The sequence below is a fragment of the Actinomadura barringtoniae genome, assembly GCF_017573505.1.
GTDB classification, from domain to species: Bacteria; Actinomycetota; Actinomycetes; order Streptosporangiales; family Streptosporangiaceae; genus Spirillospora; species Spirillospora barringtoniae.
On sequence record NZ_JAGEOJ010000022.1, the window covers coordinates 72,933 to 90,605 of the forward strand.

Consider the following 17,673-nt stretch of genomic DNA (forward strand, 5'->3'; position numbering starts at 1 on the left):
GGTGAGCAGCGAAGACGACCACCTGAAGGTCTCGGCACCCAAGGACAGCGCGGCGGGGATTCCCGGGATCACGCACGCGCTGCGCCAGTCGTACGACCAGATGGGCGTGCGGCGGACCGCGCTGACCCTGCTGAGGGTCAACCAGAAGAAGGGGTTCGACTGCCCCGGCTGCGCCTGGCCTGAGGCCGACGACAAGCGGCACATCGCCGAGTTCTGCGAGAACGGCGCCAAGGCGGTCGCCGAGGAGGCGACCACCGACCGGGTCACCCGGGAGTTCTTCGCCCGGCACACGGTCGACGAGCTGGCCGAGCGTACCGACCACTGGCTCGGGAAGCAGGGCCGCCTCACCGAGCCGATGATCAAGCGGCGCGGCTCAGAGCACTACGAGCCGGTCTCGTGGGACGAGGCGTTCGGGCTGCTGGCCGAGGAGCTGCGCGGCCTCGGCTCCCCCGACGAGGCGCTCTTCTACACCTCCGGCCGTACCAGCAACGAGGCCGCGTTCGCCTACCAGCTGTTCGCGCGCACGTTCGGCACCAACAACCTGCCCGACTGCAGCAACATGTGCCACGAGTCCTCGGGCTCGGCGCTGAACGAGACGATCGGGATCGGCAAGGGCTCGGTGCTGCTGGAGGACGTCCACCAGGCCGACCTGATCTTCATCGTCGGGCAGAACCCGGGCACCAACCACCCGCGGATGCTGTCGGCGCTGGAGAAGGCCAAGAAGGCCGGCGCGCGGATCGTCGCGGTCAACCCGCTGCCCGAGGCCGGGCTGATGCGCTTCAAGAACCCGCAGACCCCGGCCGGGCTGGTCGGGCGCGGCACCGGCCTCGCCGACCGGTTCCTGCAGATCCGGCTGAACGGCGACCTCGCGCTGTTCCAGGCGCTCAACCGGCTGCTGCTGGAGTCGGACGCGCCGGACGCGCTCGACCGCGACTTCCTAGACGAGCACACCGCCGGGTTCGAGGCGTTCGAGCGGCACGTGCGCGCGCTGGACTGGGACGAGGTCCTGGAGGCGACCGGCCTGACCCGGGGCGAGATCGCCGCGACGCTCGGCGACGTGCTCGGCGCCAAGCGGATCGTGGTCTGCTGGGCGATGGGCCTCACCCAGCACCGCAACTCCGTGCCGACCATCCGCGAGATCGTCAACTTCCTGCTGCTGCGCGGCAACATCGGGCGGCCAGGCGCGGGCGTCTGCCCGGTGCGCGGCCACTCCAACGTGCAGGGCGACCGGACGATGGGCATCTACGAGAAGCCCGCGCCCGCGTTCCTGGACGCGCTGGCCAAGGAGTTCGACTTCGAGCCGCCGCGCGAGCACGGCCTGGACACCGTGAACGCGATCCGCGCGATGCGCGACGGCACGGCCAAGGTCTTCCTCGGCATGGGCGGCAACTTCGTCCGCGCGACCCCGGACTCGGCGGTGACCGAGGCGGCGATGCGTTCGTGCCGCCTGACCGCGCAGGTGTCGACCAAGCTCAACCGTTCGCACGCGGTCACCGGCGAGCAGGCGCTGATCCTGCCGACGCTCGGCCGTACCGAACGCGACGATCAGGCGGGCGGGCCGCAGTTCGTGTCGGTCGAGGACTCGATGGGACGGGTGCACGCCTCGCGCGGACGCCTGGCCCCCGCCTCGCCGGAGCTGCTGTCGGAGGTGTCGATCGTCTGCCGCCTCGCACGGTCCGTGCTGGAGGCCGACGCCCCGTGGACGGCGATGGAACGCGACTACGGCGTCATCCGTGATCATGTGTCGCGGGTGGTGCCGGGGTTCGAGGACTACAACGGCCGGGTCGATGAGGGCTTCACGCTTCCGCACGCGCCGCGCGACGAGCGGCGGTTCCCGACGGCGACCGGCAAGGCCAACCTCACGGTGAACGAGCTGGAGATCCTGCGCGTCCCGGAGGGGCGGCTGTTGCTGCAGACCGTGCGCAGCCACGACCAGTACAACACCACGATCTACGGCCTCGACGACCGCTACCGGGGCATCAAGGCCGGGCGCCGCGTGGTGTTCGTCAACCCCGACGATCTGACGGAGCTGGGGCTGGCGGACGGCGAAATGGTCGACCTGGTCTCGGAGTGGTCCGACGGCGCCGAACGCCGCGCCCCCGAGTTCCGGATCGTGTCCTACTCGACGGCCCGCGGCTGCGCCGCCGCCTACTTCCCCGAGACCAACGTCCTGGTGCCGCTCGACAGCACAGCGGAGATCAGCAACACACCGACGTCGAAGTCGATCGTGGTCCGGTTGGAACGGGTTTAGGGCGGGAACGGGTCTAGGCTCAAGGCCATGAACCTCCCCGACCGGCCGGACCAGCCGCCGGAGATGCGGGCCTCCGACGCCGACCGCGACCGGGTCGCCCTCGTCCTCCGCGAGGCCGCGGCCGAGGGCCGGCTCGACATGGACGAGCTCGACGAGCGCCTCAGCGCGGTGTACGCCGCCAAGACCTACGCCGAGCTGGAGCCGATCACCCGCGACCTGCCGGTGCCGACCGGCGGCGCGCCGATCGCGCACCCGGCCGGGTCGCTCGACCGCGCGTTCGGCCCGTACGTGGACGGCGCTCCCTCGTGGAGCGGCGGCGTCGGGATCATGAGCGGGTTCGAGCGGGTCGGCGTGTGGAACGTCCCGCGCACCTTCACCGGGTTCGCGTTCTGGGGCGGCGGCAAGATCGACCTGCGCGACGCGCGGTTCGCCGACGAGGAGGTCCACATCCGGCTGTTCGCCGTGATGGGCGGCATCGACGTCATCGTGCCCGACGACATGTCGGTGCACGTCAACGGACTGGGGATCATGGGCGGGTTCGACCACAAGGCGAGCGGACCCGGCGTGCCCGGCTCGCCGCGTGTGGTCGTGTCGGGCTTCACGTTCTGGGGCGGCGTCAACGTCAGGCGCAAGGAGCGCCGGGAGGAGCGGCGCCGCCGCAAGGAGCTGAAGAAGCAGGAGAAGGAGCAGGGCGAGCTCGACGCCTAGCGGGCAGCCCCGCCTCGACGCCTAGCGGGGCGCGAGTTTGGAGCCGGGGTAGGGGCTGAGCAGGGTCTCGCGCCACGGGCCGGACAGGAAGTCACGGGCGCGCTTGCGCCACGACAGCAGCCGGTGGTCGGGGTCGGCCTCGTCGTCCAGGCCGAGCGCCGCGTCGCGGGCGCGCTGCACGGCCAGATGTGCGTCGATGTCGGTCCCCCACAGCGTGACGACCTCGGTGTCGCAGAACTGGACCTCGTACGAGCCGACCAGCCGGTGCCTGTGGTCGGCCATCATCGGCGCGCGTTCCTCCCGTACGGCCGCCAGGTAGTCCAGCGCGGCTCCGGGGCGGACCTCGGCGCTCTCGAAGAGGTAGAGCGGCGCGGCGTAGCCCTCGGCGACCAGGTCGGCGAGCAGCGGGGCGCCGGGCGCGGAGCCGAGCGGCCGGGAGTAGGCGCCGAACCGCAGGTCGTCGATGTCGGACAGGAACAGGTTGGCCTTGACGTCGTCGTAGATCTCCAGCATCTGGCGCCAGCCGCCGTCCCAGCCGCCGTGGCAGTCCCACAGCGTGACCACCTTGAACTGCGGGTGCCCGGTGATGCCGACGGCGTAGAACGCCCCGACGAGGTCGATCTCCCGCGACCTGATCGACATGCCCTCGGTGAGCTCGTGCTCGCCCGCCGCCCGCGCGTCGTCCGCCCGCTTGTAGTCGGTCAGCCAGCGCAGGTACTCCAGCGGCCGGCGCGAGTTCATCGGGTGGAATTCGACCTCTTCGAGCAGGTGGACGCCGCGGCGCATGAACTCTCCCGGGGTGCGGACCGGTCACGAGCAAGCAAGTGCTTGATCGGGAGATTACCGGGCGGCGAGCCGTTCGAGCCACTCCCCCAGCAGCGCGGCCTCCGTGGCGGTCAGCGCCTCGGGCCGGTCGGCCTCCAGCGCGGCGCGCAGGGCCAGCGCCTGGGCGGCCAGCGGCGCCTCGCCGCCGTCCGGCCGCTCGCCGGTGATCGCGGCCAGGATGGCCTCGCGGGTCCGCTGGGACAACTCCAGGCCGCCCTCCGGCTCGGAGATCATCGCGAGCGTGGCGCCGACGCCGGCCGCGCTGATCATGCGTACGGCCATCGGCACGGGCACCCGCAGCCGTCCGGCGCGCGCGACCCGTTCCACCAGGCCGGTGAGGATGTCCAGGGACTCCAGGGCCGCGCGCGACCTGTGGTCCTTGCCGTACATCAGCGTGTAGAAGGCCGGGTGGGTGCGGCCGAACTCGGCGTGCAGGTCCCAGCCGCGCCGCAGGTCCTCCACCGGGTCGCCGGTACTGGCCTGCGAGCGCTTGGCGACCAGGTACTCCTCGAACGCGCGGGCGGCGACGGCGTCGAACAGCCCCTGCTTGTCGCCGAAGTGGTGGTAGAGCGTGGGTGCGCCGACCCTGGCGGCGGTGCAGACGGCGCGGGTGGAGACGGCCTCGGTCCCCGACTCGCTCAGCAGCCGGGCGGCCGCGTCCAGGATCCGTTCCCGGGTGTCCGCATCTTTGACCTCACTCATGAAAACAATGCTACATAACGTTTGCCAACATCGCTATAGAGTCGTACCGTAGCTACAACAACTACTAGAGCAGCGCTATACGCCAGGGAGGCAGCATGCGCGCCGCAGTTCTGAAGGCCCCCGACACCCGCCTGGAGATCGTCGAGCGCGACGTCCCGGAGCCGGGCCCCGGCGAGATCCTGATCAAGATGGTCGCCTGCGGGATGTGCTTCTCGGAGGTCAACCAGGTCCACGGCCACTACCCGTTCGCCCGTTTCCCGGTCGTGCCCGGGCACGAGGTCAGTGGCGTGGTCGCCGCGCTCGGCGAGGGCGTCGACTGGCCCGAGGTCGGCACGCCCGTCGGGTCGCAGTTCCTGTACTCCTCGTGCGGCCACTGCGACTACTGCGTGCGCGGCGACCAGATCCTGTGCACCGGCGCCAAGAACATCACCGGGATCAGCATCGACGGCGGCTACGCCGAGTACTACGTCGCCCGCGCGGGTTACGTGACGCCGATCCCGGCCGGGATCGACCCGGTCGCGGCCGCCCCGCTGATGTGCGCGGGCATCACCGCGTTCAACGGGCTGCGGCACGGCGGCGCGGTGGCCGGTTCGAAGGTCGCCGTGCTCGGCACCGGCGGCGTCGGCACGATGGCCGTCCGTTTCGCCGCCGCGATCGGCGCGCGCGTCGCCGTCGTGTCGCGGTCGCGCCGCGCCGAGGACGAGATGCGCCGCCTCGGGGCCGAGACGTTCATCGCGACCGAGGAGGGCGACCCGGCCAAGGCCCTGCAGGCCTGGGACGGCGGCGCCGACCTGCTGATGAACACCGCGCCGAGCACTGCGGCCGGGCAGGCCGCGTTCGACGGGCTGCGCCCCGACGGGACGCTGCTGTTCCTCGGCTACAGCCCCGAGCCGCTCTCGGCGAACGTGCAGGGCCTGGTCATGGGCCGCAAGCGCGTGATGGGCATGCCGTCGGGCTCGCCGCACGACATGCGCGACACGCTCGCGTTCGCCGCCGCGCACGGCATCGTCCCCGACGTCACCCCGGTCACGCTCGACGACTCCCCCGACATCCTGGCCGCCATGGAGGCCGGGACGGCGCGCGGCCGGTCCGTCATCCGGTTCTAGGCCGGGCCTGGATCGCGTACTAGATCGGCGGCCGGCGGTCGCGCCAGGGGCGGGCCTGCTCGAACGCCGCGCAGGCCCGCATGACCAGGCCGTCGGCGTGCCGGGCCCCGACCACCTGGAGGCCGACCGGCAGGCCCGCCGCGGTGAAGCCGCACGGCACGCTCGCGGCGGGCTGCTGGGTCATGTTGAACGGGTAGGTGAACGGCGTCCAGCTCGTCCACCGCGCGTTCGGCCGGTCCCCCGGGGTCTCGCGGCCCGCCTCGAACGCGGGGATCGGCATCGTCGGGGTGAGCAGCAGGTCGTACTCCTGGTGGAAGGCGCCCATGATCTGGCCGAGCTCCATCCGGCGGGCCGTCGCGGTGAGGTAGTCGACCGCCGAATAGCGCGCGCCCTGCTCGGCGATCTCGCGCAGCCCGGGGTCCAGGTCGGCGCGGCGCTCCTCCGGAAGGTGTTCCAGCACCTTGGCGACGCCCGCGAACCACAGCGTCTCGAAGTCCTCGACCGGGTCGCCGAAGCCGGGATCGACCTGGTCCACCCTGGCGCCGAGCTCGGCGAAGACCCCGGCGGCGACGGTGACGAGCGAGGACACCTCGGGATCGACCGAGGCGAACCCGAGCGTCGGGCTGTAGGCGACGCGCAGCCCGGCGAGGTCGGCGATCCCCGCGTGCGTGCCGTCCGGCGTCGGCATCGCCGACCAGTCGCGCGCGTCGGGCCGCGCCATCACGTCCATCATCAGCGCGGCGTCGGCGACGCTCCAGGTCATCGGGCCGACGTGGGCGAGCGTGCCGAACGGGCTGGCGGGCCAGTGCGGCAGCCGGCCATAGGTCGGCTTGATGGTGAAGGTCCCGGTGAACGACGCCGGGATGCGCACCGATCCCCCGCCGTCGGTGCCGACTGCGAGGGGCGCCATCCCGGCCGCGACGGCCGCCGCGGCGCCGCCGCTGGATCCGCCGGGCGTGCGGGAGGTGTCCCAGGGGTTGCGGGTGATCCCGGTGAGCGGGCCGTCGGTCACGCCCTTCCACGCGAACTCGGGCGTGGTGGTCTTGCCGACCATCACCGCGCCGGCCTCGCGCAGCCGCGCCACCGAGGGCGAGTCGTCCGGCCAGGGGCCCTCCGCGCCGATCGTGGTCGAGCCGCGCCGGGTCGGGTGCCCGCGCGTCAGCAGGATGTCCTTGATGGAGATCGGAACGCCGTCGAGATCGCCCTCCGGCTCACCGCGTCGCCAGCGTTCCGCCGAGGCCTCGGCCTGCTCCAGTGCGTCGTCGGCGGTGAGGAGGCAGAACGCGTTGAGCTGGGGATCGACGGCCTCGATCCGGGCCAGCACGGCCTCGGTCGCCTCGACCGGCGACAGCCGCCCGGCTCTGTAGGCGTCCAGCAGTTCGGTCGCGGTGAGCTCGGTCGGGTCGCTCATGTCTGCTCCTCGAGCGGCTGGTGGGGGACGTAGCCGAGGCGCTTGTCCACGACGTTGCGGAGCGGCAGGCCCTCGCGGCGGCGGCCGAGGTTGTCGGCGAACAGGTCCACGAGCTCCTGGCGCCAGCCGATGGTGTCGCCCGACATGTGCGGCGACACGATGACGTTCGGCAGCTCCCACAGCGGCGAGGACCCGGCGAGCGGTTCGGTGGCGAACACGTCGAGCGCGGCGCCCGCGATCACGTTCGCGCGCAGCGCCTCGATCAGGTCGTCCTCGATCACCAGCTGGCCGCGCCCGACGTTGATGAGCCGCGCACCGGGGCGCATGCGCGCCAGCGCCGCCGCGTCGATCATGCCCCGGGTGACGTCGGTGAGCGGGGCGGCCAGGACGACGTAGTCATTGCTCCCCAGGGCCTCGTGCAGGGCCTCCATCGGCAGGACCGTGCCGAGGTCGGGATCGCTCGCCCGTGCCGTACGGCCCATGCCGGTGACGCGCAGGCCGCCTGCGGTGAGGCGGCGGCCGATGGCGCGGCCGATCGGGCCGGTGCCGACGACCAGTGCGCTCTTGCCGTCGGAGCGTTCGGTCTCGCGATGGCGCCACTCGCGGCGGTGCTGCAGCCCGATGGTCGTGTGCAGATCCTTGGCAAAACAGAGAACGAGCGCCAGCACGTATTCGGCGATCGGCTCGTCGAAGATCCCTCGCGAGTTGGTGACGATCGTGTCACCCTCCACCAGCCGGGGGAACAGCAGCCGGTCGACCCCGGCGCTGGCGATGTGGACCCAGCTCGGGCCGCCCTCGCGGGGCCACGCGGAGGCCAGCGCGTCGGACCAGAAGTCCCACATGAACAGCGCGTCCGCGTCCTGCAGCGCCCCGGCCAGGTCCGCCTCGCGGACGTAGGTGACCTTGGCGAGGCGTTCCACCGCGGCCATTCCGGGCGGAGCGTCCGCACCCTGCAGCACCACCACTGATTCCATGCTCGCGGATCTCCGTATCGACGCTGGTCAAGGAGTTAACAGGACTGCAACTGCGAGGGCATTGACACGCTATGAACGGTTCGTAGGATTGTCAACAATCAGAGCAAGCACTCCGACTATGGCCAGGGCGGGTATGCCAAGGAAGATCAGCATCACGTTGGAGCGCCGGGGCGTCTCCTGCGTCGCGGAACTGCTCGACAAGGACGCACCTCGTACGTGTGAGGCGGTCTGGCAGGCGCTACCCCTCGGGGGCGACGCCTACCACGCCAAATACGCCCGCAACGAGGTCTACACGATGGTGGAACGGTTCGGAGAGGAGGTCGGACTGGAGAATCCCACCGTCACGCCGATCCCGGGCGACGTCGTCTTCTTCAACTTCTCCGGCGGGATGCTCGACCGGGCGTTCAAGGAGGAGAAGGGCATCGACGCGCTGCCCGGCGTGATCGACCTGGCGATCTTCTACGGTCGCAACAACCTGCTGCTCAACGGGGACGTCGGCTGGGTACCCGGCAACGTCTACGCGACGATCACCGAGGGGCTGGATCAGATGGCCGAAGCCTGTAATGACGTTTGGAGGTCCGGCGCCGTCGGCGAGCGCCTGGTGTACCAGCGGCTCGGGCAGTAACGGGGCCCCGGCGATGGCGATCGACCCGGGCCTCGTCGTCACACCCGAGCTGCTCACACAGACCGGCATCGGCGTGGTCGCACCGTTCGACTTCGCCCTGGACCGCGAGCTGTGGCGCTGGATGCCCGACGACGTGTCGCTCTACATGACGCGCCTGCCGTATGTGCCGGTGCCGGTGACCGTGGAGATGGCCTCCGCGCTCTCCGACCACTCGATCATCCGGCAGGCGACCCGCGACGTGCTCGCACCCGGGCCGCTCGCGGTGGCCTATGCCTGCACGTCCGGCAGCTTCATCAAGGGCGCGACCGGCGAGGCCAAGCTCCGGCAGACCATGCTGGGGGCCGGCGCGCCCGCCGCGACGACCTCGTCCGGGGCCCTCGCGGAGTCCCTGCGCCTCCTCGGAGCGCGGCGGATCGCCGTGGTGACCCCCTATATCGACAGCGTGACCGACCGGCTGGTGCACTTCCTGCGCGCGCACGGCGTGGAGGTGGTGTCGCGGGTCGGGCTCGGGCTGCTCAACCACATCTGGAAGGTCGGGTACGGCGAGATCGTCGACTCGGTCGCCAAGGTGGACCGGGTGGAGGCCGAGGCGGTCTTCATCAGCTGCACGAACGTGCCGACCTACGACATCATCGCGCCGCTGGAACGGATGCTGGGCAAACCGGTGCTCACCGCCAACCAGGTCACGATGTGGTCGGCGCTGCGGGCGATGGGCTGGACGGCGGAGGGCGAGGGCCAGTCGCTCCTCCAGCTGCCGGGAATCCACGCTGCCTAGCGCCGCGTGACTGGGCCGTTTGCTCCTGGTCGGGTCCCCTCCGACCAGGAGTTTTTCAACTGGTATGATTGTTGACAATCTGCCATTGCACGCCTTGCGAGCGGAGGAACAGGTTGGGGCACACGGTCGGGTTCCTGTACCCGGGTTTCAGCGCGGAGGACGACTACCCCACGATCGAGCAGGCGCTCGGCGACGACGTGCGGCTTCCCGTGGTGCACACCACCATGCGGGAGGACGCGCATCGCGTCGACGCGCTGCTGGACATCGGCGGCGCGGACGTGCTCGCCGAGGGCGCCGCGACGCTCAGGGAGGCGGGCGTTCAGGCCGCCGTCTGGGCGTGCACGAGCGGCAGCTTCGTCTTCGGCTGGGACGGTGCCGCCCAACAGGTGGAAGGGGTGCGCGAGGCCGCCGGGGTCCCGGCGTCCAGCACCTCGTTCGCGTTCGTCAACGCCGCTCGCCACCTGGGCCTGCGCCGCGTGGCGGTCGCCGCGACCTATCCCGAGGACGTCGCCGGACGCTTCGCCGCGTTCCTCGCCCACGCCGGGGTGGAGGTGGTGTCGCTGTCCTGCGAGGGCATCATCACCGCCGCCGAGGTCGGCACGCTGGGGCGGGACGCGGTGCTGGAGTTCGTCGCCGCCAACGACCATCCTGACGCCGAGGCCGTGCTCGTGCCCGACACCGCCCTGCACACCGTCGCCTGGCTCGACGAGCTCGAGGCGCGGCTGGGCAAGCCGGTGCTCACCGCCAACCAGGTGAGCGTGTGGGAGGGGCTGCGCCTGGCCGGCGCCGGCCGTCCCCGAACCGGCCTGGGCACGCTGTTCGCTACCGAGGAGGGGCCCCCGAATGGGCCAATTGGGTGAGCTGGAACCAGTCCCCCGCAAGTCCACAGTAGAGATCGTCTCCGACGAGCTGCGCTCGGCGATCCTGTACGGGTCGCTCGCGCCCGGCTCGCAGCTCGGGGAGGCCGACCTGGCGGCGCGGCTCGGGATCAGCCGCGGGCCGCTGCGCGAGGCCATGCAACGCTTGGTGCAGGAGGGGCTGCTGCACAGTGAACCTCACCGCGGCCTATTCGTGATCACGTTGGACGAGAGCGACGTCGAGGACGTCTACATGACCAGGCTCGCCATCGAGCGGGCCGCCTGCGTGCTGGTCATGCAGCGCAACCGCGGCGAGGCGGTGGTGCAGCTGACCGAGTCGCTGCAGGAGCTGGAGGACGCGGCGCGCGAGCGCGACCGGGTCAAGATGAGCGACGCCGACCAGGCCTTCCACGAGGTGCTGGTGCGCGCGTCGGGCAGCCCGCGGCTGGAGCGCATGGCGCAGACGCTGCTGGTGGAGACCCGGATGTGCCTGAACGCGCTCCAGGCCACCTACCCCGAGCCGGACGAGCTGGTCGAGGAGCACCGCCGGCTCGTGGACGCGATCGCCGACGGCGAGGAGGAACGGCTGCTGCGCCTCATCGAGGAGCACATGACCGAGTCGATCGAACGGTTGAGCAACCCCTGAAACGAGGCTCCCCATGGCGAAGCTTTCTCCCCTGCTGAAGCAGGCCACCCCGGTGCTGGCCGACCACGGCGAGGGCGTCTACCTGTACGACACCGACGGACGCCGCCACCTGGACTTCACCGCCGGCATCGGCGTCACCAGCACCGGCCACTGCCACCCGCGGGTCGTCGAGGCGGCGCAGCAGCAGGTCGGCAAGCTCATCCACGGCCAGTACACGACCGTGATGCACGAGCCGCTGCTGCGTCTCACCACGCGGCTCGGCGACGTGCTGCCCGAGCCGCTGGACTCGCTGTTCTTCCTCAACAGCGGCAGCGAGGCCGTCGAGGCGTCGGTCCGGCTGGCGCGGCAGGCGACCGGTCGGCAGAACGTGGTGTCGTTCGCCGGCGGGTTCCACGGGCGGACGATGGGCGCCGCCGCGCTCACCACGGCGGGCACCAAGTTCCGCGCGGGGATCGGGCCGCTGATGCCCGGCGTCGCGGTCGCCCCGTTCCCGCAGGCCTACCGGTACGGCTGGAGCGAGGCCGAGGCCACCTCGTTCGCGCTGCGCGAGCTGGACTACCTGCTGGCGACCGTCAGCGCGCCCGCCGACACGGCCGCGTTCATGGTGGAGCCGGTGCTGGGCGAGGGCGGCTACATCCCGGCGCCGCCCGGGTTCCTGGAGGGGCTGCGCGAACGCGCGGACCGGCACGGCATCCTGCTGATCGTGGACGAGGTGCAGACCGGGTTCGGGCGTACGGGCCGGTTCTGGGGACACGACCACGCGGGCATCAGGCCCGACATCCTCATCACGGCGAAGGGGCTGGCGAGCGGGTTCCCGCTGTCGGCCATCGCGGCGCCGACCGAGCTGATGGAACGTGCCTGGCCGGGGTCGCAGGGCGGCACGTACGGCGGCAACGCCGTGTCCTGCGCCGCCGCGATCGCCACGCTCGACGTCATCCAGGAGGAGAACCTGGTCGACAACGCCGCCGAGACGGGCGCGCGGCTGGCCGACGGCCTGCGCAAGATCGCCGCCGACCATCCGCGGATCGGCGACGTGCGCGGGCTCGGGCTGATGCAGGCGTGCGAGTTCACCGGTCCCGACGGCGAGCCCGACGCCGCCGCCGCGCAGCGGGCGCACAAGGCGGCCGTGGACGGCGGCCTGCTGCTGCTCACCTGCGGTGCGCACGGCAACGTGGTCCGGATGATCCCGCCGCTGATCGTCACCGCCGAACAGGTCGACGACGCCCTGGAGCTGTGGTCCGCGGCCGTCTCGGCCACGGCCGACGGGGACTGACAGGTTCAATGGCACTGGTGGGCGGAGCGGGGTGAGCTCTGCGGCACGATCGTCGGCGCCGACGGAGCCTGCTTCGGCGTGGACGGAACGGGCGACTGCGAGGCGGTGTTGGGCTTGGCCAGGGGGCCGTACAGCCGCGCGCTGCCGCTCTGCGTGCCGGTGGTGCGGGGGTCCACGTCGGTCAGCGTCGCGCGGTTGCCGAAGCGGTCGGTCACGCGGACCAGGAACGGCCCCGCGCCCGGCCCGGACACCGACCAGTAGTTGTCGACGCCGCGCGACATCGAGCGCCATCCCTGCTCCCCCGTACGCCGCAGCTGGACGCGCGCGAGCGGGTTGCCGTGGCCGAGGACCAGCAGGGCGAGCCATTCCGGCGTCGAGCCGGGCTTGACCCGTACCGCCAGCCGGGCGGCGGGCTCGGGGTCGCGAACGAGCCGGTAGCTGATCGGGATCACCCCCTTGCCGACGTCCCCGATGCGGGCGAAGGCGCGCTCGCTGAGGTCGACGCGCCCGTATCCGCAGCCGCGGCAGCGGTCGACCACCTGCGCGCGGACCGTGCCGCGCGGACCGGTCGCCTCCAGGTAGGAGCCGCAGAGCGAGGCGCCGTCGTACTCGCCGGCCGAGACGGAGGCGTAGAGGCCGTTGTCGGGCAGCGGGCCCATCGAGCAGAGCACGACGGACCAGTCGTTGTGGTAGACGGCCGTGCCGCGCGTACCGGGATCGGTGCCCGCGCAGGCGGTCTCTTGAAGGCGGATCATGCCGACGGTGAGGGCCGCCACCGCGACCACCGCCAGTGTCGCCCAGATCCAGCGAGGCCTCGGCCTCCGTGGCGGTGTCGCGTGCATCGCCCTCCCCCGACGTGCATTGCATGACTCTCAATATGTAATCACCCGGACACGCAGAGTGTTACCGAATTGTGGATTCCGGCGGGAGGCCTGTTAGATTCCGAATCCGGTTCTGTTGCTACCGAGGGAGACGGCGTTGAGCCCCTGGAACACCCCCGAACGGGTCGCGCTGCGCGAGCTGGTCCGAGAGTTCACCGCGCGTGAGATCGTGCCGTTCCTGCCCGCGTGGGAGGACGCCGGGGAGCTGCCGCGCGAGCTGCACCGCAAGGCCGCGGACGCCGGGCTGCTCGGCGCGGGCTTCCCCGAGGAGGCGGGCGGCTCGGGCGGCGACGTCTTCGACGCCCTCATCGTGGCCGAGGAGATCATCCAGTCCGGCGGCTCGGGCGGCCTGGTCGCCTCGCTCTTCACGCACGGGATCGCGCTGCCGCACATCATCTCCTCCGGCGACAAGGACCTCATCGACCGGTTCGCCCGGCCGGTGCTGGCGGGCGAGAAGATCGGCGCGCTCGGCATCACCGAGCCCGACACCGGCTCGGACGTGGCGGGCATCCGCACCACCGCCGTGCGCGACGGCGACTCCTACGTCGTGAACGGCGCCAAGCTCTTCATCACCTCGGGCGTACGGGCCGACTTCGTGACGCTGGCGGTGCGCACGGGCGAGCCGGGCTTCGGCGGCATCTCACTGCTGGTCGTCGAGAAGGGCACGCCCGGCTTCACGGTCTCGCGTTCGCTGAGCAAGATGGGCTGGCTGTGCTCGGACACCGCCGAGCTCGCGTTCAGCGACGTGCGCGTCCCGGCTGCCAACCTGGTCGGCGCGCAGGACAGCGGCTTCCTGCAGATCGTGCAGAACTTCGTGACCGAGCGCCTGTCGCTGGCCGTCCAGGCGTACGCCACCGCGCAGCGCTGCCTGGACCTCACGATGGAGTGGATCCGCGCCCGCGAGACGTTCGGCCGCCCGCTCTCCTCGCGCCAGCTGGTCCGCCACAAGGTGGCCGAGATGGCACGCCAGGTCGACGTCGCCCGCGCCTACACCCGTCAGATCGCCGAACGGTACGTCGCCGGCGAGGACGTGCTGACCGAGACGGCCTACGCCAAGAACACCGCCGTCTACGCCGTCGAGCACGTCGTCCACGAGGCCGTCCAGCTGCACGGCGGCATGGGCTACATGCGCGAGTCGGAGGTCGAGCGCCACTACCGCGACGCGCGCATCCTCGGCATCGGCGGCGGCACCAACGAGATCATGAACGAGATCGTCGCCAAGCGCCTGGGCCTCTAGCCGGGACTAGGTGATCAGACCGTTCACCAGGGCGCGCAGGCCGGTCTCGAAGGTGTCCTGCGCGGTCAGTTCTCCCCAGCGCGCGCCGACCTCGGCGAGCCTGGGGTAGTCGGCGCCGTCGAGTTCGGCGAAGACGCGGTCGCGGTAGGTCGGGCGGTCGTCGGCGGCCCGGCGTCTGCTCGCCTTGCGGTGGATGATGATCTCGCCCGCCACGTAGTACCAGATGGCGCGGTAGGCGTGCACGGCCTGCTCGGCGGTGAGCCCGCAGGCCATCGCGCCGTCGACGATGTTCTCGACGTACCAGAGCGCGGACTCCGACATCAGGTCGTCGGCGGTGATGACCTCGACGACCCACGACACCCGGACCAGCGAGTCGTGCATGGCGCGCGCCGCGAGGACCACCCGTTCGCGCGGGTCGTCCGGGAGCTCGGGCTTGAGCATGTTCTCTTCGGCGTAGGCGTCGAGCAGGAGGACCAGCAGCTCGTCCTTGTCGCGCACGTGGTGGTAGACGGCCATCGGCGTGCTGCCCAGCTCCTGGGCGAGCCGCCGCATGGTCAGCTTGGCGACCCCGTCGGTGTCCACGACGCGGCGCGCCGCCTCGACGATCTCCGGCAGCGAGATCTTGGGCGGTCGTCCGGTGCGCGAGCTCACCCGCTCATCTTGCCAGCCCGCTGGACGGGCCGATGCCGCGCGGGTTACTTTTTATACATGTATAAAAAATCCTCCCCAGGAGTGATCCTCGCCGCGGTGGCGATCGCGCAGTTCATGTTCGCCCTGGACATGGCCGTCGTGAACGTGGCACTGCCCGCCATCCGCACCGCGCTCGACTTCGCACCGGCCGACCTGGCCTGGGTCGTCCACATCTACGCACTGACCTTCGGCGGCTTCCTGCTCCTCGGCGGCCGGGCAGGCGACCTGTTCGGGCGCCGCCGCCTGTTCGTCGCCGGGCTCGTCGTCTTCGGCCTGGCCTCGCTCGCGGGCGGCCTGGCCCAGGCGCCGTGGGAGCTGGTCACGGCCCGCGCCGTACAGGGAGCCGCGGCCGCCGCAGCCGCGCCCGCCGCGCTGGCGATGCTGACCACCACGTTCGCCGAAGGCCCGGCCCGCGTCCGCGCGCTCGGCATCTGGGGCGGTGTGAACGCGGCGGGCGGCGCCCTGGGCGTGCTCGCGGGCGGTGTGCTGACCGAATACGCCAACTGGCGCTGGGTGATGCTCATCAACATCCCGATCGTGCTGGCCGCGCTGGCACTGGCGGCGGTCGGCGTCCCGGCGGGCGGCCGCGACTCGCGGCGCCGGCCTGACGTGCTCGGCGCGGTGCTCGCGACCGGCGGGACGGGCCTGCTGGTGCTCGGCGTCGTCCGTACGGACCGGTACGCGTGGACGTCGGCGACGACGCTCGGCACGCTGGCCGCCGCCTTCGTGCTGCTCGCGGCGTTCGTGCTGGTCGAGGCGCGGTTCGCCAAGGCGCCGCTCGTCCGGCTCGGGCTGCTGCGGAGCCGCTGGGTGGCCGGGGCGAACGCGTTCGTCTTCCTCGTGGCGGCCGGGCAGTTCGCCGCGTTCTACTTCGTGTCCCTCTACATGCAGCAGGTCCTGCACATGGGCGCGGCCGAGACCGGGCTGGCGTTCCTGCCCTTCTCGTTCGGCGTCATCGCCGGAACGATCGTCGCCACCCGCCTCGGCGCGACGCGTTCGCCGCGCACTTCGCTGATCGCGGGCGGCGCGCTCGGGGCGGCGGGCATGGCGTGGTTCGCCGCGATGAGCCCGACGGGCGGCTTCCTCACCGACGTTCTGGGGCCGTCGATCCTGGCCAGCCTGGGCATCGGGCTGTGCCTGGCCCCGGTCGCCGCCGCCGCGACGACCGGCGTTCCGCCGCACGAGGCGGGCATGGCGTCCGGCGTTCTCAACAGCTCACGCCAGCTGGGCGGCGCGATCGGCCTGGCCGCGCTCTCCACCATCGCCGCGCACCACACCGGGTCCGACCTCTCTCCCGCCGGGCTGAACGGCGGCTACGCGCTCGGCGTTCTCATCGGGGCGGGGTTGCTGGTCGTGGCCGCGTTGCTGGCGCTGGTCGTGTTCCCGCGCGCACGGCGTACGCCGGCCACAGGTGATGGCCTGCCTGCCGAGGAGCGTGAGTCTCAGGCTGCTTGAGATGAGTGAGGCCCGGCGGGGGTTCCGCCGGGCCTCTTGTGCTTGCGGGTGCTCAGGCTTGGGCCACGGCACCGGACTTGATGAGGGCCTCGGCGTCGTCGAAGCCCAGGTCGGTGAGGATGTCGCGGGTGTTCACGCCGGGCAGGACGGGCAGTCCCTCGATCTCGGCGGGCGTACGGGAGAAGCGCGGCGCCGGGGCCGGCTGCAGGTGGCCGCCCTCCTCGACGAAGACCTCGCGCTCGGTGTTGTAGGGGTGCTCGGCCGCTTCCTTCATGGACAGGACGGGAGCCACGCAGGCGTCGCTGGGCAGGAAGACCTCGGCCCACTCGTCGCGCGTACGGGCCTTGAACGCGGCGGCGAAACGCTCGCGGAGCTCGGGCCAGCGGTCGCGCTCGTGCTGAGCGGGGAGCTCCTCGTTCTCCAGGCCGATGAGGCGGACGAACTCGGCGTAGAACTGCGGCTCGATCGCTCCCACGGCCATGTGCTCGCCGTCGGCGGTCTCGTACACGTCGTACCAGGGGGCGCCGGTGTCGAGCATGTTGACGCCGCGTTCGTCCTGCCACATGCCGCCCGCGAGGAACCCGTGGATGAACGTGGACAGGTGCGCGGCACCGTCCACGATCGCGGTGTCGACGACCTGGCCCCGGCTGCTGATCTTGGACTCGAGGAGCGCGGCGAGGACGCCGACGATCAGGTACATGCTGCCGCCGGCGAAGTCGCCGAGCAGGTTCATCGGGACCTGGGGCGGGCCTCCGGCGCGGCCGATGGCGTGCAGGGTGCCGGTGATGGCGATGTAGCCGATGTCGTGGCCCGCACTCTGGGAGAGCCTCCCCTCCTGGCCCCATCCGGTCATGCGGCCGTAGACGAGCTTGGGGTTGCGCGCCAGGCAGTCGTCCGGGCCGAGGCCGAGGCGCTCGGTCACGCCGGGGCGGAAGCCCTCCAGGAGGATGTCGGACTGCTCGACCAGCCGGAGGACGACCTCCTTGCCCGCCTCGCTCTTGAGGTCGATCGCGATCGAGCGCTTGCCGCGGTTGGTGAAGTCGGTGCTGGCGAAGCCGCCGCCGGGTCCGACGGCGGCGGCGCGGTCGACCCGGATCACCTCGGCGCCGAGATCGGCCAGCAGCATGGCGGCGAACGGGCCCGGCCCGATCCCGGCCAGCTCGATCACCCGTACTCCGGAGAGCGGCCCCTTGCCCATGTACGAACCCCTTGTTCCTCGGTCGACGCAGCCCTGAACCTCGTTCGGTGCACTCCTAG

The 17,673-nt window shown here is 71.6% G+C and carries 17 protein-coding genes; 10 read left to right on the plus strand and 7 right to left on the minus strand.

Annotation, left to right across the window (positions count from 1 at the left end; all coding sequences use genetic code 11):
* Position 1: 1 nt before the first annotated feature.
* On the plus strand, positions 2-2,251 hold the full coding sequence (locus tag J4573_RS41990) for an FdhF/YdeP family oxidoreductase (RefSeq protein ID WP_208261743.1): 2,250 nt from the start codon (positions 2-4) through the stop codon (positions 2,249-2,251).
* 27 nt (positions 2,252-2,278) lie between these two features.
* Positions 2,279-2,959 carry a DUF1707 SHOCT-like domain-containing protein gene (locus tag J4573_RS41995; RefSeq protein WP_243774448.1) on the plus strand — a complete coding sequence of 227 codons (681 nt, stop codon included), beginning with the start codon at positions 2,279-2,281 and terminating at the stop codon, positions 2,957-2,959.
* A 21-nt stretch (positions 2,960-2,980) separates the two neighbouring features.
* On the opposite strand, the gene J4573_RS42000 is transcribed toward J4573_RS41995, so the two are convergent.
* Both J4573_RS42000 and J4573_RS42005 read right to left on the minus strand, forming a co-directional pair.
* Entirely contained in the window at positions 2,981-3,745 is a 765-nt protein-coding gene (locus J4573_RS42000) for a hypothetical protein (protein ID WP_208261744.1), read from the minus strand.
* Between the two features lie 54 nt (positions 3,746-3,799).
* Positions 3,800-4,486: a TetR/AcrR family transcriptional regulator gene (locus tag J4573_RS42005; protein ID WP_208261745.1), complete on the minus strand. Its 687-nt coding sequence runs from the start codon at positions 4,484-4,486 to the stop codon at positions 3,800-3,802.
* A 95-nt stretch (positions 4,487-4,581) separates the two neighbouring features.
* Between J4573_RS42005 and J4573_RS42010 the strand changes: the two genes are divergently transcribed.
* Positions 4,582-5,592, plus strand: coding sequence for an alcohol dehydrogenase catalytic domain-containing protein (locus J4573_RS42010; RefSeq protein WP_208261746.1), 1,011 nt, complete (start codon positions 4,582-4,584; stop codon positions 5,590-5,592).
* Positions 5,593-5,611: 19 nt separating this feature from the next.
* Here J4573_RS42010 and J4573_RS42015 read toward each other — a convergent pair whose 3' ends face one another.
* Together J4573_RS42015 and J4573_RS42020 are read right to left on the minus strand one after the other, a co-directional pair.
* Positions 5,612-7,003 carry an amidase gene (locus J4573_RS42015; RefSeq protein WP_208261747.1) on the minus strand — a complete coding sequence of 464 codons (1,392 nt, stop codon included), beginning with the start codon at positions 7,001-7,003 and terminating at the stop codon, positions 5,612-5,614.
* Positions 7,000-7,977 (minus strand): D-2-hydroxyacid dehydrogenase, encoded by a 978-nt coding sequence (locus J4573_RS42020; protein WP_208261748.1) that lies wholly within the window; start codon positions 7,975-7,977, stop codon positions 7,000-7,002. Before J4573_RS42020 ends, J4573_RS42015 begins: the two co-directional genes overlap by 4 nt.
* A 133-nt stretch (positions 7,978-8,110) precedes the next feature.
* Here J4573_RS42020 and J4573_RS42025 point away from each other — a divergent pair, with 133 nt between their 5' ends.
* The 5 genes from J4573_RS42025 to J4573_RS42045 all read left to right on the plus strand — a co-directional run bounded on the left by J4573_RS42025 (position 8,111) and on the right by J4573_RS42045 (position 12,153).
* Entirely contained in the window at positions 8,111-8,602 is a 492-nt protein-coding gene (locus tag J4573_RS42025; protein WP_243774449.1) for a DUF3830 family protein, read from the plus strand.
* 13 nt (positions 8,603-8,615) lie between these two features.
* The gene (locus J4573_RS42030; RefSeq protein ID WP_243774450.1) at positions 8,616-9,377 is read left to right on the plus strand and encodes a maleate cis-trans isomerase family protein; all 762 of its coding nucleotides are present in this window, start codon (positions 8,616-8,618) and stop codon (positions 9,375-9,377) included.
* 113 nt (positions 9,378-9,490) lie between these two features.
* Positions 9,491-10,237 carry a maleate cis-trans isomerase family protein gene (locus J4573_RS42035; RefSeq protein ID WP_208261750.1) on the plus strand — a complete coding sequence of 249 codons (747 nt, stop codon included), beginning with the start codon at positions 9,491-9,493 and terminating at the stop codon, positions 10,235-10,237.
* Positions 10,221-10,880 (plus strand): GntR family transcriptional regulator, encoded by a 660-nt coding sequence (locus J4573_RS42040; RefSeq protein ID WP_208261751.1) that lies wholly within the window; start codon positions 10,221-10,223, stop codon positions 10,878-10,880. Before J4573_RS42035 ends, J4573_RS42040 begins: the two co-directional genes overlap by 17 nt.
* Positions 10,881-10,893: 13 nt before the next feature.
* Positions 10,894-12,153 carry an aspartate aminotransferase family protein gene (locus J4573_RS42045; RefSeq protein ID WP_208261752.1) on the plus strand — a complete coding sequence of 420 codons (1,260 nt, stop codon included), beginning with the start codon at positions 10,894-10,896 and terminating at the stop codon, positions 12,151-12,153.
* 5 nt (positions 12,154-12,158) lie between these two features.
* Here J4573_RS42045 and J4573_RS42050 read toward each other — a convergent pair whose 3' ends face one another.
* Positions 12,159-12,995 carry an expansin EXLX1 family cellulose-binding protein gene (locus J4573_RS42050; RefSeq protein ID WP_208261753.1) on the minus strand — a complete coding sequence of 279 codons (837 nt, stop codon included), beginning with the start codon at positions 12,993-12,995 and terminating at the stop codon, positions 12,159-12,161.
* Between the two features lie 136 nt (positions 12,996-13,131).
* Between J4573_RS42050 and J4573_RS42055 the strand changes: the two genes are divergently transcribed.
* The gene (locus J4573_RS42055) at positions 13,132-14,271 is read left to right on the plus strand and encodes an acyl-CoA dehydrogenase family protein (RefSeq protein WP_208261754.1); all 1,140 of its coding nucleotides are present in this window, start codon (positions 13,132-13,134) and stop codon (positions 14,269-14,271) included.
* Between the two features lie 6 nt (positions 14,272-14,277).
* On the opposite strand, the gene J4573_RS42060 is transcribed toward J4573_RS42055, so the two are convergent.
* Positions 14,278-14,922, minus strand: a complete 645-nt coding sequence (locus tag J4573_RS42060) for a TetR/AcrR family transcriptional regulator (RefSeq protein ID WP_208261755.1) — start codon at positions 14,920-14,922, stop codon at positions 14,278-14,280.
* A 57-nt stretch (positions 14,923-14,979) separates the two neighbouring features.
* Here J4573_RS42060 and J4573_RS42065 point away from each other — a divergent pair, with 57 nt between their 5' ends.
* Positions 14,980-16,416, plus strand: coding sequence for an MFS transporter (locus J4573_RS42065; RefSeq protein WP_243774451.1), 1,437 nt, complete (start codon positions 14,980-14,982; stop codon positions 16,414-16,416).
* Positions 16,417-16,468: 52 nt separating this feature from the next.
* Here J4573_RS42065 and J4573_RS42070 read toward each other — a convergent pair whose 3' ends face one another.
* A complete protein-coding gene (locus J4573_RS42070) occupies positions 16,469-17,614 on the minus strand; it encodes a CaiB/BaiF CoA transferase family protein (protein WP_208261756.1) in 1,146 nt (381 codons plus the stop codon).
* Positions 17,615-17,673: the final 59 nt, after the last annotated feature.